Origin of the sequence: Vibrio crassostreae (assembly GCF_041439375.1) — a bacterium.
GTDB lineage: Bacteria > Pseudomonadota > Gammaproteobacteria > Enterobacterales > Vibrionaceae > Vibrio > Vibrio crassostreae_D.
Genome location: NZ_JBGONY010000086.1, coordinates 1 through 14,678, shown reverse-complemented (window position 1 = coordinate 14,678; position 14,678 = coordinate 1). Strand labels below are relative to the sequence as shown.

At 42.6% G+C, this 14,678-nt stretch carries 15 protein-coding genes; 13 read left to right on the top strand and 2 right to left on the bottom strand.

Features of this window, described 5'->3' with window-relative positions; translation table 11 throughout:
* Positions 1 to 669 precede the first annotated feature (669 nt).
* Positions 670 to 2,676, bottom strand: coding sequence for an acetoacetate--CoA ligase (locus ACED45_RS22495; protein WP_371715052.1), 2,007 nt, complete (start codon positions 2,674 to 2,676; stop codon positions 670 to 672).
* A gap of 199 nt (positions 2,677 to 2,875) precedes the next feature.
* Between ACED45_RS22495 and phhA the strand changes: the two genes are divergently transcribed.
* The 4 genes from phhA to ACED45_RS22475 all read left to right on the top strand — a co-directional run bounded on the left by phhA (position 2,876) and on the right by ACED45_RS22475 (position 5,270).
* Positions 2,876 to 3,670 carry a phenylalanine 4-monooxygenase gene (phhA, locus tag ACED45_RS22490; protein ID WP_048660545.1) on the top strand — a complete coding sequence of 265 codons (795 nt, stop codon included), beginning with the start codon at positions 2,876 to 2,878 and terminating at the stop codon, positions 3,668 to 3,670.
* A complete protein-coding gene (locus ACED45_RS22485) occupies positions 3,660 to 3,998 on the top strand; it encodes a 4a-hydroxytetrahydrobiopterin dehydratase (RefSeq protein ID WP_017102223.1) in 339 nt (112 codons plus the stop codon). Before phhA ends, ACED45_RS22485 begins: the two co-directional genes overlap by 11 nt.
* A 249-nt stretch (positions 3,999 to 4,247) precedes the next feature.
* Complete coding sequence (locus ACED45_RS22480; protein WP_004732615.1) at positions 4,248 to 4,457, top strand: DUF3283 family protein; 210 nt, start codon at positions 4,248 to 4,250, stop codon at positions 4,455 to 4,457.
* A gap of 96 nt (positions 4,458 to 4,553) precedes the next feature.
* Positions 4,554 to 5,270, top strand: a complete 717-nt coding sequence (locus ACED45_RS22475; protein ID WP_108099842.1) for a YebC/PmpR family DNA-binding transcriptional regulator — start codon at positions 4,554 to 4,556, stop codon at positions 5,268 to 5,270.
* Positions 5,271 to 5,448: 178 nt separating this feature from the next.
* On the opposite strand, the gene ACED45_RS22470 is transcribed toward ACED45_RS22475, so the two are convergent.
* Positions 5,449 to 5,700: a DUF2798 domain-containing protein gene (locus ACED45_RS22470; RefSeq protein WP_004732619.1), complete on the bottom strand. Its 252-nt coding sequence runs from the start codon at positions 5,698 to 5,700 to the stop codon at positions 5,449 to 5,451.
* 85 nt (positions 5,701 to 5,785) lie between these two features.
* On the opposite strand from ACED45_RS22470, the gene ACED45_RS22465 reads away from it, so the two are divergent.
* The 9 genes from ACED45_RS22465 to ACED45_RS22425 all read left to right on the top strand — a co-directional run bounded on the left by ACED45_RS22465 (position 5,786) and on the right by ACED45_RS22425 (position 14,674).
* Positions 5,786 to 6,688 carry a LysR family transcriptional regulator gene (locus ACED45_RS22465; RefSeq protein ID WP_371715051.1) on the top strand — a complete coding sequence of 301 codons (903 nt, stop codon included), beginning with the start codon at positions 5,786 to 5,788 and terminating at the stop codon, positions 6,686 to 6,688.
* A 12-nt stretch (positions 6,689 to 6,700) separates the two neighbouring features.
* On the top strand, positions 6,701 to 7,576 hold the full coding sequence (locus ACED45_RS22460; protein ID WP_050620224.1) for an NAD(P)-dependent oxidoreductase: 876 nt from the start codon (positions 6,701 to 6,703) through the stop codon (positions 7,574 to 7,576).
* A 301-nt stretch (positions 7,577 to 7,877) separates the two neighbouring features.
* Positions 7,878 to 9,398, top strand: coding sequence for a catalase (locus tag ACED45_RS22455; RefSeq protein WP_198592858.1), 1,521 nt, complete (start codon positions 7,878 to 7,880; stop codon positions 9,396 to 9,398).
* Positions 9,399 to 9,511: 113 nt separating this feature from the next.
* Positions 9,512 to 9,976, top strand: a complete 465-nt coding sequence (locus tag ACED45_RS22450) for an ankyrin repeat domain-containing protein (protein ID WP_048660560.1) — start codon at positions 9,512 to 9,514, stop codon at positions 9,974 to 9,976.
* Between the two features lie 38 nt (positions 9,977 to 10,014).
* On the top strand, positions 10,015 to 10,527 hold the full coding sequence (gene sodC / locus ACED45_RS22445; RefSeq protein WP_371715050.1) for a superoxide dismutase [Cu-Zn] SodC: 513 nt from the start codon (positions 10,015 to 10,017) through the stop codon (positions 10,525 to 10,527).
* Between the two features lie 584 nt (positions 10,528 to 11,111).
* Positions 11,112 to 11,381 carry a hypothetical protein gene (locus ACED45_RS22440; RefSeq protein ID WP_108122250.1) on the top strand — a complete coding sequence of 90 codons (270 nt, stop codon included), beginning with the start codon at positions 11,112 to 11,114 and terminating at the stop codon, positions 11,379 to 11,381.
* A gap of 452 nt (positions 11,382 to 11,833) precedes the next feature.
* Entirely contained in the window at positions 11,834 to 12,145 is a 312-nt protein-coding gene (locus tag ACED45_RS22435; protein WP_108122252.1) for a hypothetical protein, read from the top strand.
* Positions 12,146 to 12,481: 336 nt separating this feature from the next.
* Positions 12,482 to 13,750 carry an HlyD family secretion protein gene (locus ACED45_RS22430; protein WP_108122360.1) on the top strand — a complete coding sequence of 423 codons (1,269 nt, stop codon included), beginning with the start codon at positions 12,482 to 12,484 and terminating at the stop codon, positions 13,748 to 13,750.
* A 3-nt stretch (positions 13,751 to 13,753) separates the two neighbouring features.
* Positions 13,754 to 14,674: a cysteine peptidase family C39 domain-containing protein gene (locus tag ACED45_RS22425; protein WP_371715049.1), complete on the top strand. Its 921-nt coding sequence runs from the start codon at positions 13,754 to 13,756 to the stop codon at positions 14,672 to 14,674.
* Positions 14,675 to 14,678 lie beyond the last annotated feature (4 nt).

Below are 14,678 nucleotides of genomic sequence, written 5' to 3'. Positions count from 1 at the left end.
TCGAGCCCGAGTGTTCTTTGGATTATAAATTCATCAAAGTATGCTCGCGCCCTGATACTATGCGCATGATAATGTCTCCGATCATTTTATAATGATTTTATTTTACGTAGGAATTAACCGCTTGTTATTTCTAGTTGGATTCAAGCTTATTAATAACAATGACTAGGTTTTTAATTACTCTTAAGTAATTAACATGCCGAGATAGTATGGGAAAATAACCGTTCTAAATGTGATAGCTATCAAATTATCATTTGACTAGAAATGGAGCTGTGGAAATGGCAATTATTTAAATTCGATTAAATATCCATAAGCTTGGATGCAATCCAGCAGTGGACTCTTTTTTCGTACAAATGATTCGTCTTTAGTGAATATTATCTCAGGCTATAAAATGATTAATTTTCTATTTTTGTTTTAAATATGATGAGCAGATCGCATTAAGAACTTTAGAAAAGGCACGAGGCCATACTGAGGTGAGAATTCACGAGCTTAGTAGTTTAGAATCGGTTTTTATCGGCTAATCAAGGACTGCTTAAAGTGTTTAGTGTTTAATGCTTCTCCCGTTACTTGCTTCACTCAGTCATCGGTTTTCAATCGGCTGCCTTTACTCCAGGTATTATCTGACAGCCAAATGAAAAATCGAGATAGTTAGCCACTTTCTAAGGCTCAATGCTAAAGCGAAACTACACGCTTTATCTCTTCCAAAACCTCGGCGTTAACGATAGCCCCGAGGTTTTCTACATCCTTGCCATTCACGACCTGTTTCACCGCCAGTTCTACCAGTTTTCCTGAGCGTGTTTTTGGCACGTCGCTGATAGTAAAAATTTGGCTTGGTACATGCCTAGGTGAACAAGAGGATTTGAGCTTGTGCTTAATGGCGGCCAATAGCGTTTCATTGAGAACCACACCTTGCTGCAGTTGAACGAACAACCAAATCTGCTCATTGCGGTCGACATCTTTACCGACGGCGATGGAATCTATGATGCCCTCAATGGTGTTCACTTGTTGGTAGATCTCAGCAGTACCAATACGAACACCTCCAGGGTTGAGTGTAGTGTCACCTCGCCCGTAGAACAGATAACCGCCATGCACGCTCTGTGCGACTTCGTCACCGTGGTGCCATACATTTTCGAATCTATCCCAATAAGTGCTGTGGTAGCGCACTCCGGTATCATTCCAGAAGCCAACTGGGAAGTTTGGGAGGGAATTCGTGCACACCAGTTCACCACGTTCGTGATTGACTTTATGGCCCGTTGAATTGAACACCTTAATGTCGACGCCAAGCCCTGCTTGTTGGCACTCACCGCGATACACTGGCGAGATAGGGTTACCCAACACAAAACAGCCACAAATATCCGTGCCGCCAGAAATGGATGCTAAATGCAGGTCTTGTTTGATGTGTTTGTAAACGTAATCAAATTGCTCTGGGTAAAGCACAGAACCTGTTGAGCACAGTGTTCTTAAATGAGGCAGAGAGTGGTTTTCTAATGGCGAGAGCTCTGCCTTCTCGAGCGCTTCTAGATACTTGGCTGAGGTGCCAAATGTCGATACGTCAGCTCGCTGCGCCAAATCCCATAGAACATTGGGTTGCGGGTAAACCGGGCTACCATCAAAGATCACTAAACAAGCGCCGCTGGCAAGCGCAGAGACGTGCCAGTTCCACATCATCCAACCACAAGTGGTGTAGTAGAACACGCGGTCGTTTGGCTTAACATCGCAATGAAGCTGATGCTCTTTTAGGTGGTTGATGGTGGTGCCACCAACCGAGTGAACAATACACTTTGGCTTGCCTGTTGTGCCGGAAGAGTAGAGTACAAACAATGGTTCATTGAAGCTGACACGCACAAATCGTACAGGTTGTGGCTGATAATGATTGATCATGCTGTGCCAGCTTCGAATCGACACATCATTTTCAAAGTCATTCCTTCCCAAGTAACCGATCTGACACACCTGTTTTAGATCGGTTAAGTGCTCGATGATTTCACGGTTCTTGTCCGTCATATCGAACGTTTTGCCATTGAAGGTATAGCCATCACAGGTGAACAGCACCTTGGGTTTCACTTGGCCAAATCGTTCAATCACACTCTCGACACCAAAATCAGGCGAGGTCGATGTCCAAATCGCGCCCAAGCTGGTGGTTGCCAGCATCGCTATTACGGTTTGTGGCAGATAGGGCGTATACGCAGCAACCACATCACCTTGCTTCACTCCGCTATCGACAAGCCATTGCTGAACGCTAGAGACCGCTTCACACAGGGTTTTCCATGTATAACTCTGTTGTTCGCCACGTTCATTCTCAAACCAAATCGCCAGCTCATGAGGCATGGTGTGTGCCAAACGCAGCAAGTTCTCAGCGTAGTTTACTTGTGCATTGGGAAACCAAACCGCATCACGATTCGATTTAGGCTGCTGCCAGCGGCTCTCACCTTGAGCTTTGACGGTCTCGCTTTCTGCCTTGTTAGTAGAGCTTTGCGAGCCAACCATTCCACAAAACTGCCACACGTTTTTCCAAAACGATTCCGGATGTTCTACAGACCATTGATGGAGTTCGGCGTAGCTTTTTACGTCCCTATCTAGGTTTAACCCAGATTGTTCAAGGCTATCGATAAATCGGGTTAAGTTGGCATCGGCGATACGCTGCTCGCTTGGCTGCCAAATGGGCTTATTGCTTTCGTGCATTCCTTTACCTTTAACAAAAAGTTAACGTTTTCAGTCTGGTATTTAGGTTTTACAAAGTCAAAAGTTCAGCAAAATAAGCGTCTGGCGGAATTGTGTAAATAAAATGTTACACGATCGCCTGTTTCGAAAAATCGCGCAAATTGGCGCTTATAAGGAGTGGAGATAGGCTTAAAGTGAGACATTCGAAAGGAGGTGTGTAATGACTCAATATCATTCTAAGCCCGTGAGCCAAGAGGGATGGGTTGAGTGGAGCCTCGAAGAAGATGCCATTTGGCACGACTTGGTGAAAAGGCAACTGGACGTCATTAGTGACCGCGCTTGTGATGCCTATTTGCACGGTTTGACCCTGCTGGATCTGCCATTAGACAGAGTTCCTCAGCTTCCAGAGATAAATAAAGTGCTAAAGGAAACAACAGGTTGGCAGGTTCAGCCTGTTCCGGCGTTAATCGATTTCGACCGTTTCTTTGATTTGCTCGCGAATAAGAAATTCCCCGTCGCGACATTTTTGAGAACGCGAGATGAGTTCGATTACTTACAAGAACCTGATTTCTTTCATGAAATTTTTGGTCACTGTGCCATGCTTACTAATGCTGATTTCGCAGCATTCACTGAGCATTATGGAAAACTAGGCCAAGCGGCGACATCAAAACAGCGCGCTTATCTTGCCCGTTTGTATTGGTTTACGGTCGAGTTCGGTTTAGTAAAAGAAGGCCAACAACTGAAAATATATGGCGGTGGCATCCTTTCGTCTCCGGCGGAAACCATGTATGCGTTGGGAGGGGATTTGGCCGTTCGCGAGCGGTTCGATCTGCAAACGGTTTTAAGAACTCCTTATCGCATCGACATCATGCAGCCGAAATATTACGTGATCGACGAGCTATCTGAGCTCTTCAAAATCAGTCAGGAAAACCTATTACAGCAAGCTGATCTCGCGATTGATGCGGGGTTACTACCACCACTTTTTGAACCCAAGGAACCAACAAATGTTGAATGAACAAAAATGCGAAGCCTGCAGTATCGACGCGATTGCCCTAAGTAAAGACGAGCAACAATCTTTACTGTTGGAGTTGTCTGATTGGCAGATCATGGAAAGAGACGGCATCCCACAGCTTGAGAAGGTGTTTAAGTTTAAGAACTACAAACAAGCATGGGCATTCAGCAACAAAGTGTCAGAGTTGGCAGAAGAAGAGTTCCACCATCCTTCGATCTTATTGGAGTGGGGCAAAGTCACCGTCACTTGGTGGAGTCACTCAATCAAAGGTCTACACAAAAATGATTTCATCTGCGCCTCACGCTGTGATGTATTCGCGGTGAGTGAGTAGTTTCATAGATTAGAAATCACTCTTTCGCCTTTGTGATGTGATTAACTCATTATTCGGCTCATTAGGTGAGTCGAATAAGCAATACTTTCGCATCATGGGGCGTCACTTCTCTCAAACTAGCTTGACCTGCATCAGCGACTTGCTTGGTTTCGGGTCTCATAAACCCTTTCTGTTACTCATAGTATTGGTTTTATGAGGCTGCTCTATGATATATTTCTCGGCCAAGTGTATTACAGACGAAGGCTAGCAATGTCTATCAACCTTTCACTCCTTCCACCCAGCGAGAAAAATAAAATCGAACTGGATAAGCAAGCATCGTTTCTTGTATGGAAACTGAAGCAAGCGAAATGTGGCCCTGAAGCCATTGTTGAAGAAGCAATGAAGCTAGGTGACCCAGAAGAAAAGGCTTGGTTTGATCAGTCTGTAGAAAAATACAAACGGGTAATGGGTGTCGCATAAACGCAGACAAACCTTGCCCAGCAATGCTGTAGAATTGAAATGACACAGTAATTTGCTAGAATTTGCACCGTTAATTGAATCAGAGAGAAGATCCCGATGGGAAGAAGTTTTGAAGTGCGCAAGGCCTCAATGGCGAAAACTGCAGGCGCAAAAATTAAAGTTTATTCTAAATACGGTAAAGAGATTTACGTACTGGCTAAGAACGGCAGCTCTGACCCAGACATGAACCTACCTCTTAAGCACCTGATTGCTAAAGCGAAGAAAGACCAAGTACCAGCTCACGTTATCGACAAAGCGATCGATAAAGCGAACGGCGGCGGCGGTGAAGACTTCCAACCAGCTCGTTACGAAGGTTTTGGCCCAGGTGGCACAAGCGTAATCGTTGACTGTCTAACTGACAACGGCAACCGTACTTTCCAAGACGTTCGCCAATGTTTCGTTAAGACTGGCGCGAAAATTGGTGTTGAAGGTACTGTTTCTCACATGTTCGCTCACCAAGCTGTATTCCAGTTTGCTGGTGAAGATGACGAGATCATCCTAGAAACGCTAATGATGGAAGACGTAGACGTGACTGACGTTGAGCTAGAAGACGGTGTTATCACTGTATTCGCTCCAACGACTGAGTTCTTCAAAACGAAGACAGCACTACACACTGCGTTCCCAGATCTAACGCTAGACGTTGAGGAAATCACTTTCGTTCCTCAAACAACTACGCCAGTAGCTGAAGAAGATTCTGAGAAGTTCCAGAAGTTCTTAGACATGCTTGACGACTGTGATGACGTTCAGCAGGTTTACCACAACGCAGAGCTGTAATATCAATCTATAATTGATAGCTTTGCTCTTGTGAGTAAAATGTAGAATACAAAAAACCGAGCCTAGTGCTCGGTTTTTTTATGGGCGTAATTCAGGCGTTTATCCATAGAAATTGCTTTTTGAACTTAGTTCTTTGATGGCAGCTTCTAGATTATAGCTCCTTGAACATAACCCTTGATCATCGTTCCGTGATCTCAGGTACGCAAAGCGTTCTCGGGCGACAAATCCATGCTGATAGTTTTCTGATCAAAGGGAGCACGGTGAGGTTGAGCACGATGGCACACGGCCAAGCGATGAAAAAGCTTTGCATCCAGATTGGCGGCCATTCATGGCTGAATCCCATTTTGTAGCCAGAAATTAACCCAGACATGATAGTCGCCATGGTTAGGGAGGATAAAATCGCGGTTACCCAAAATTGTTTGTTGTTCATATTATGTTTCTCCCGTGATTTTCTGTTGTTGATGAGATAAGGTTACTCCTATCCATTAATGAGAAAAATAGGCACATATAGAAGTATGAATTCCATATTTGGAAATATTGATGATCTGTTCTTATTCTGTGCAGTGGTTGAAGAGGGCTCTTTGCTATCGGCCTCGAAACGGCTGCAACTGCCTGTGTCGACTATGTCGCGTCGGTTAACTGCATTGGAAGATCGCCTCAATATCCGACTTTTAGAAAAGAAAGGTCGTGAGCTGGTGGCCACCAAAGACGGTGAGGCGGCTTTTTCTGCACTGAGCAGCGGCATGGAGTCTATCCATCAAGGCTTTAATAGCTTGCTGGAAGAGCGTGACGCTATCCAAGGTAAGATTAAGCTCGCAGTGCCTCATAACTTCTACAGTGGCTTTCTACGCTCGACGGTAGAGCAATTCCTCACTCAATATCCAAACGTTCAGCTCGACCTAACTCTGAGCCAGCAGCAGCTTATTCCACAGACCGATCGTGACTTACTGATCACGTTTAAGATCTCGGATATGGAAGGCATGATTGCTCGACCACTTTTCAAAGCCAAACACGGATTTTTCGCGAGTCGGGAATACTTAGATTCGCGAGCAACAATAGAAAAGCCGGACGACTTAGAGCTTCAAGATTGGATTAACGTTGATGATGTGTTTGATATGCCGCTCTACAAATCCGACCGCTTAGAGCAGATGATCACGATTAAACCTAAGTTCATCGTTAACGACATTCATGCGGTGGCAGCAGCGGCGCAAAAAGGCTTAGGGCTTGCATCATTGCCTTTTCGTCATGTATCCCGAGAGATGAATCTGATTCAAGTGCTCCCTGAATATCATCGGGGTGATCGCCAAGCGTATTTAGTGTACAAAGAAAGAAAATATCAGCCAAAGGCTTTGACCTTGCTTATTGATGCATTGATTGAGAGTGTTCGATCTTTTCATAGCGATGACTTGGTCAAATAAAAGGAGAAAGAAATGAAAGTAAGTTTTATCGGGCTAGGCGTTATGGGCTTCCCAATGGCAGGTCACCTAGTCAAAGCTGGTTTCGAAGTAACGGTATTTAACCGCACTCACAGCAAAGCGCTAGACTGGGCTGATAAACACCAAGGTAAAGCGGCAGAATCTGTGGCTGAGTGTGTCGCAGAAGCCGACGTGGTATTGGTTTGTGTTGGTAACGATGACGACGTGCGCAGCATGACAACCAGCGAAACAGGCGCATTGGCAGCAATGAAGCCAAACGCGATTCTTGTCGATCACACCACAACGTCGGCAGTTCTGTCTGAAGAGCTTGAAGTGGCAGCGAAGCAAGCCGGTATTCGCTTTATGGATGCACCTGTCTCTGGTGGTCAAGCGGGCGCAGAAAACGGCGTGTTAACCATCATGTGTGGTGGTGAACAAGCGCTTTTCAACGACCTTCAACCTGTATTCGAAGCTTACGGAAAATCGTCGGTTCTGATGGGTAAAGTCGGCCAAGGCCAACGCGCAAAAATGGTTAATCAGATCTGCATCGCGGGTGTATTGAACGGTTTATCTGAAGGCTTGGTACTTGCAGAGAAATCAGGTTTGGATATTCAAACTCTGGTTGATTGCCTTAAAAACGGCGCTGCTGGTTCATGGCAGATGGAAAACCGTGCCACCACAATGGCGCAAGACAAATTCGACTTCGGTTTCGCCATTGATTGGATGATCAAAGACTTAGGTTTCTGCTTAGATGAAGCTGAGCGCCAAGGCATCCAACTTCCATTGACGGAAAAGACCAACAACGCCTATAAGGCACTGTCTGCTGAAGGACAAGGCCGCATGGATACATCAGTATTGATGAAAGCCGTAGTTGAAGAAACTAAAAAGTAGAAGTTAGAAGTAACAGAAGCTTCGTTTAGATAGCTAAAAATAGCCGCTGATTAGCGGCTATTTTTTTGTCTGCACGGAAAGGTAAGCAAAGTTCTGCTTTTGAAAATCACAATTGGGCTGCTATTTTCCTCATCCCAATCACACTTAATTGTTCCATCGTTTTCACCTATTGAATCTATCGTTATTTCCCATTAAACAAATGTAAACATTGAAGTTATATTCTAGGTGGGCAGAAAAGAGCTTTTGAATATCCATTTACCACTCGATTGGTTTAATGGTTAGCACGCATTGGAGAGCAACCATGCAGATGTCAAAAAGCTTTTTATTAATTACAGTTGGCTTAGCCAGCACATCTCTACAGGCTCAAACCCTGACCAGAGACAACGGCGCACCAGTAGGTGATAACCAAAATTCCATAACAGCAGGTGAGAATGGCAGTGTATTGCTGCAAGACGTCCATCTGATCCAAAAATTGCAGCGTTTTGCCAGAGAACGTATTCCTGAGCGTGTTGTTCATGCTCGTGGTACGGGCGCACATGGTGAATTTGTCGCTTCTGGTAATTTTAGTGATTTAACGGTTTCCGACCCTTTTACCAATAAAGGTAAGGTAACTCCTGTTTTCGTTCGTTTTTCGACCGTCATTCACTCAAAAGGATCACCAGAAACACTTCGCGATCCACGTGGTTTCGCCACCAAATTTTATACTGAACAGGGTAACTGGGATCTGGTAGGGAATAATCTGCCTGTGTTCTTTATTCGTGATTCGATTAAGTTTCCGGATATGGTGCACTCTCTAAAGCCGTCTCCAGTCACCAACGTTCAGGATCCAAACCGATTCTTCGACTTTTTTAGCAGCGAGCCGGGTGCGACCAATATGTTGACTTGGGTGTACAGCAATTTAGGTACGCCTGCGAGCTATCGCACTATGGATGGCTTTGGGGTTCATGCTTATAAGTGGATCAATAAGCAAGGTGACGTGAACTATGTGAAGTTCCAATGGAAGAGCCAGCAAGGTATTAAAAGCCTTCGCCCTGATCAAGTCACTGAGATGCAAGGTAAAGATTTTAACCATCTTACTAATGACCTTTATGCTGAAATTGGTCGACGTAATTACCCTAAGTGGGACCTTTATGTGAAGGTATTGTCTCCGGAGGCGTTGAGCAAGCTTGATTACAACGGGTTGGATGCAACCAAAGTGTGGCTGAATGTACCGGATCAAAAAGTCGGCACTATGACGTTGAACCGTCTACCTGAAAACTTCTTTCTAGACACGGAACAGTCGGCATTTTCGCCTTCGAATCTAATTCCTGGTGTCGAGCCATCGGAAGACCGTTTGCTGCAAGGTCGTTTGTTTGCTTACGCCGATACACAGCTTTATCGCTTGGGAGCAAACTTATTCCAGCTACCCGTTAACCGACCATTAGCGCCAGTGAGTAACCATAACCAAAATGGGTTGAGCAACAATGCAACGCTAACTAATGGCGCTGTGAACTATGAACCAAGCCGGAAACTAGAGTTGGCAGAAGATGTTCAATTCAAAGCTGTAGAAACCAAGCTTGTTGGTACGGTGCAACAAAAAGCGATCAGCAATCCACGAAATTTCTATCAAGCGGGTGTGCAGTACCGCAGCATGAATGAACAAGACAAAAGTGATTTGATTGCTAACCTCGCTGGTGACTTGAATAAGGTGACGGACAAAGGCATCAAAACGACGATGGTGAGCTACTTCTATCGTGCAGACAAACAGTATGGAACGCGTTTGGCTAAAGCCACTGGCACCAGTATGTCACGAGTGGAAAAACTCTCGCAAACGAACAATTAAGCGACAATGTAAGACGTAAAGTTTTGGCCTGCGGGAGATTTATCTGCTCTTTTCTGCCCGAAAATCAGGGCTCCTGTAGGCCATTCTCTAATCATGTTAGTTAGGGGGAATAAATGAAAATCGTATTTTTACTCAGCTCCGTTTTTTTCTCTTTGATCTTCTCGCTCAGCTTATTGGCTGCTGACGACAAACTGGAAGAGGAATACCAATCTCTGGTTGGGTTGTTCTTTGATGCCGCTCGTATTGGTAACAATGAAGTGATCGATGCATTTGTTTCTCAAGGTTTCCCCGTTGATCAACGCAATAACCAAAGTTATACCGCACTCATGGTAGCCGCTTATCAAGGAAACAGAGAAACCGTGAGGCTTTTACTCGATTCGGGTGCTAATGCATGCCTGCAAGACAAACGTGGAAACACCGCTTTGATGGGGGCATTGATTAAACGCGAAATCAGTATTGCGAAAGACTTGTACCAAGCGGAGTGTTCCCCAGAATTGCGTAATAAAGCAGGACTTAATTTGAAAGAATTTGCCGAAATCTATGGTCAATCCAATGTGCTGAAATCCCTTTCGCACTAAATGAAGTGTGCTAATAACAATAAAAAGGACGTAATAATATGAACAAAACAACATGGCTTGCTGCATTCGCCCTTATCTCTTCTCCCGTTTTTTCTGAAGTAGTGAATGTTGAAATGATCGATCTTGGCTCGGGTCAGTCAACCGGAACTGTAATGATAAGCTCAAGTGAATACGGAGCTGTTTTTACGCCGGAATTGAAAGGTTTACCTGCTGGTACACATGGCTTCCATGTACACGCCAATGGTTCATGCGACAGCCTCACCAAAGATGGCAAAATCATACTCGGTGGGGCTGCAGGCGGACATTATGACCCAGAGAAAACGGGTAAGCATGGTTTCCCTTGGACGGATGATAATCACCTTGGTGATTTACCACCGCTTTACGTTAATACTCATGGCATAGCCGACCAACCAGTAATGGCGCCAAGAGTGACATTAGATGACGTGAAAGGCAGAGCGTTGATGATTCACGCTGGCGGTGACAACCATTCTGACCATCCGGCTAAACTTGGCGGCGGTGGTGCGCGCATTGTATGTGGCGTGATTAAGTAATCTCTTCTTTAAAGCGCTCCAACTATATTGGAGCGTTTTTTTATAGGTAGGGATGAGGCTTTTCGTTGACGTGGAATAGGTATCAATGGATTCAGTTTTAGTTTGGACGAAGCAGAACGTTAAAGCATCCAAATTCCATTGATTGAAAATACCAACAACGCATAGAAGGTACTGTCTGTTGAAGGACAGTACCGCGCGACACATGAGTATTAATGAAAGCTGTGATTGAAGATACGAATAAGTAGAGAGAAAAAAATAAGTCGTCGAAGCTCCGCTTTGAGAATTAAAAATAGCCGCTCATTAGCGGCTATTTTTGTTGGGTCGAGGAGAATTGAAGTACATTTTGCTAGTTTTAGCTAAATCGTAGAGATCTGTTGGTGGTATTCAGAGAGATAAATGTACCAAACCTCTTCAGGATTTGATGAATTCAAGTGATAATTCATTTGTTTTATAAATGAATTGTGATCGATGTTGTGTTTTATAAGTGAATCAAGTTGCAAGCACTGTTGGTTATGCTACCTTTTGCATTCTCTCGAGAGGGGGGGGTATAAGCTTATGTTTTTAAATAATAAAAGGTTAAAGTTATGCGCAGTCTTAATGCTAGTGAAGTAAATATGGTTAGTGGTGGTCGAGAAGCTCGAGGTGCTTATAATTCAAATGGTCCTGATAGAACAAGGGCACAAGCTATGCGAGAAAACAACCCAGGTAGAGATTGGAGTAATTCTGATTTAAACAATGTAAGTTTAGCCCTTGGTCTAGCCGGTACGCTAGTTCCTGGAATTTGGGGTAGGGGTATCTCTGCTTTGGGCGCTGCGGGCGCAGCAGTTTCTGGCTGGAAAAGGAAAGATAAGTAACTAAAAATATTTTAATTTACGGCCCATTTAAAAATTATCAAATAGAGTGATCTTGCTTGTATACGTTAAAACTCTTCTTCTTTATCTAAGAATATCATTAGTATATTGATTGTTAGGAGTCGAATTAATTTATATTTTCAAATTGTTATTAAATAAATCTAGTTAGATGCAATATTAAATCTACAATTTTAAATTACGATAATGAGAAGATTTCTACTGTTAATTTTCATTCCGGTCTGTATTGATAATTGAATATTGCCTAAGTTACCTTTATGGGTTACATACGATTTATCGTGGGTTATGGATGCTATTTAATTGAATAGGTTTGTAGTCCACCAATACCATTATAAAAATTGAGGGTTGCCACTATAATGATTGAGTTTTTTTCTTGAATTGAGGCAATATATTTATCAATGGTGTTTTTTGGTTTCATAAAATAGAAAGGTTTAAAAATGAAAATATTATCTAATAAAGATGTTTTGTTGGTTAGTGGCGGTCGTGAAGCTCAAGGAGCTTTCAATGCGAACGGTCCTGATAGAACACGTCGTCAAGCTATGCGAGAGAATCATCCAGGCAGGGGCCCCATGACTGATGCGGAATTACGAAACTTGGGGTTAGCTCTCGGTCTTATTGGTGGTGTAGGGGCAGTAATCTCTAAGAGTGTTGCGATGCAAATTATATCAGCCGCTGGTTCTGCTGCTTCTGCTTTTGGCGGATGGGAAAGCAAGGGAAGTTCTCCAGGAAGTCATGGTGACCATGACTAGAGTCTGCTCAAGCGAAGTGCGCAAACTGAATCAAGCGCAAGTATTTACCAATATTTCGTACGTCGTTTAGAAACATTATTAGGAGATGATTATGACGTTAAAGTCTACAGAAATAATAGGAAAAACGATCAAGGTTTTTTTATTATTTGTACTAGTCTTTGCTTACTATGATACTAGCTATATAACGCTAATATTGGTCTTTTTCACCTACATGGGAGTGACCGATAATATAGTTTCTAAACGCTTGGATGATATTGAAAGAAAGTTAAATAGTCATAAAAATAAACATTAACCCATAAGGAAGAGAGGATATTATTCCTAATCTTAATGCTAGTAATGTTATCAAGTAGCAAACATTTATATCGACCTGAGTATTTTGAAGCAAAAAAAAATGTTAATGACGGTAAGATATTAATTCAATCTGAATTCAATCAAAATCTTTACCTTTTCTTTTCAATACTCGTTATAATTTCAATCGTTTTCTTTGTTACATTTTCAGAATATACTAGACGTGAAACATTAGTAGGGGTCGTCAGTCCAATAGGGGGGATGGTTAAGGTCAAATCAAACGACTCAGGGTATATCGAAAATCTCTTTGTGAAAGAGGGGGATAAGGTAGAAAATTTAACCCCTCTTTACGAAATCAAAACCGAACGTTTTGATGGTTCTGGTATAGGGGTAAAAAAAAGAATACTCGCCTCCATTGAAAAGCAATATCAATTGCTCAGAGAAAGGAAGCAGCAAGAATCGAATAAAGCGGCATTCGAACGAGGTGCTTTGGCAAAAGATATGAGTAGTTTAGATACTGAGATTAGTATTTTAAACAATGTACTCAAGCTATCTCATCAAGAGCTTAAGTTGGCAAAACAGTTGATTAATCAACAGAAAGTTCTACTTGATAAGAACTTCTTGTCAGAGCTTGACTATCAAAAGCAACAACTAGATTTTATTTCTAAGCAATCAAAATCTGAAAATCACAATTTAAACCTGCAAAGGTTATTAAGAGAAAAACAAAACTTAATTATCAACCGTCAGAATCTTGATATAAATCTCGAAATAACCCTCAAAGATCTCGATAGTCAACTTGAGAGCACTATACAAAATAAAGTTGAATTCCTGTATCAAGGTGATAGTCAAGTTCGTTCTCCCACTAGAGGGGTTGTTACTTCAATACTGGCTGAAGAAGGTCATTCCGTGAGTAACGGTCAAGCTTTACTCATCATCGCTCCAGAAAGTAGTAACACCTTCGTAGAGCTATATGCCTCAAGTCGAAATATCGGATTTATGAAAGTAGGCCAGAATGTAAGGCTGCGGTTTGATGCTTTCCCTTATGAAAAGTTTGGTACTCAGAGAGGCATCATAGATAGTATATCAAAATCAGCTGTGGCACCTGAAATGATCGATAATCAACGTCTGATGAAAAAGGAGGTTATCGAAGGTTTGTACCAAATCAGAGTCAAGCTATCAAAGTCGACCATTACAGTTTATGGACGAGAGGAACCGCTTATTTCTGGGATGACGGCTATTGCCGACGTTGAGCTTGATACCCGAAAAATTTATGAGTGGATATTAGAACCATTATACACTATCAAAGGAAAGATTTAACTCGTGGAAACAAACAGTCAATTAGATTGGGGTTGGGGTAAAAAACTAACACTTGTACGTCAAACCGAAAATGCGGAATGCGGTGTTGCTTGTTTAGCCATGGTTGCAGACTGGTATGGATATAAAATAGATTTAAGACGCCTAAGGACAAAGTTTGGGGTCACTCAACATGGTATGTCACTATCTCGACTTATTGAATGTGCAGAAGGAATAAAGTTATCAGGTAGAGCTGTTCAACTAGATCTTAATGAATTAAAACAGCTAGATACCCCGTGCATCCTGCATTGGAACTTAAATCATTTCGTTGTACTCAAGTCTGTCAAAGGAAACAAAGTCGTGATTCACGACCCCGCTAGCGGGGTGTTGCATTTAACCTTGTCTGATGTAAATAAAAAATTTACAGGTATCGCACTTGAATTATCGCCAACTCATGATTTCCAAAAAAGAGACGAGAAAGAAAGAATTCAACTCTCAGCGCTAATCGGTAATACCATTGGTCTAAAGGCCTCTTTAATTAAAATATTTATTTTTGCTCTAGTTTTGGAAGCCCTAGCCCTAATTTTGCCAATGTTAAACCAAATAGTTATTGATGAGGTGCTCGTCGGTTATGATGAAAATTTGCTTGTCTTAATTATCTTCTCCATGCTTCTTATTACTGCAACACAAACATTAATTGGGCTCGCAAAAGAATGGGCAACCATTACCTTATCCGTTAATTTCAACATGCAATGGACAGCAAATGTTTTTCACCATTTATTTCGATTACCGATCGAATGGTTCGAAAAGCGAGATATAGGTAATATAAGTGCTAAGTTTTCTGCTATTAACGTCATCCAAAATACGCTTACAACAAGTGTGATACAAGCACTACTTGAGGCTTTGTTTCCTAATTGGATCTCAGATAGAAACGGCCAGTATGGGTGATTAT

Coding starts and splice junctions, on each gene's coding strand:
- ACED45_RS22495 (WP_371715052.1), bottom strand. CDS start 2,676: ATGCACGAAAGCAATAAGCCCATTTGGCAGCCAAGCGAGCAGCGTATC.
- phhA (WP_048660545.1), top strand. CDS start 2,876: ATGACTCAATATCATTCTAAGCCCGTGAGCCAAGAGGGATGGGTTGAG.
- ACED45_RS22485 (WP_017102223.1), top strand. CDS start 3,660: ATGTTGAATGAACAAAAATGCGAAGCCTGCAGTATCGACGCGATTGCC.
- ACED45_RS22480 (WP_004732615.1), top strand. CDS start 4,248: ATGTCTATCAACCTTTCACTCCTTCCACCCAGCGAGAAAAATAAAATC.
- ACED45_RS22475 (WP_108099842.1), top strand. CDS start 4,554: ATGGGAAGAAGTTTTGAAGTGCGCAAGGCCTCAATGGCGAAAACTGCA.
- ACED45_RS22470 (WP_004732619.1), bottom strand. CDS start 5,700: ATGAACAACAAACAATTTTGGGTAACCGCGATTTTATCCTCCCTAACC.
- ACED45_RS22465 (WP_371715051.1), top strand. CDS start 5,786: ATGAATTCCATATTTGGAAATATTGATGATCTGTTCTTATTCTGTGCA.
- ACED45_RS22460 (WP_050620224.1), top strand. CDS start 6,701: ATGAAAGTAAGTTTTATCGGGCTAGGCGTTATGGGCTTCCCAATGGCA.
- ACED45_RS22455 (WP_198592858.1), top strand. CDS start 7,878: ATGCAGATGTCAAAAAGCTTTTTATTAATTACAGTTGGCTTAGCCAGC.
- ACED45_RS22450 (WP_048660560.1), top strand. CDS start 9,512: ATGAAAATCGTATTTTTACTCAGCTCCGTTTTTTTCTCTTTGATCTTC.
- sodC (WP_371715050.1), top strand. CDS start 10,015: ATGAACAAAACAACATGGCTTGCTGCATTCGCCCTTATCTCTTCTCCC.
- ACED45_RS22440 (WP_108122250.1), top strand. CDS start 11,112: ATGCGCAGTCTTAATGCTAGTGAAGTAAATATGGTTAGTGGTGGTCGA.
- ACED45_RS22435 (WP_108122252.1), top strand. CDS start 11,834: ATGAAAATATTATCTAATAAAGATGTTTTGTTGGTTAGTGGCGGTCGT.
- ACED45_RS22430 (WP_108122360.1), top strand. CDS start 12,482: ATGTTATCAAGTAGCAAACATTTATATCGACCTGAGTATTTTGAAGCA.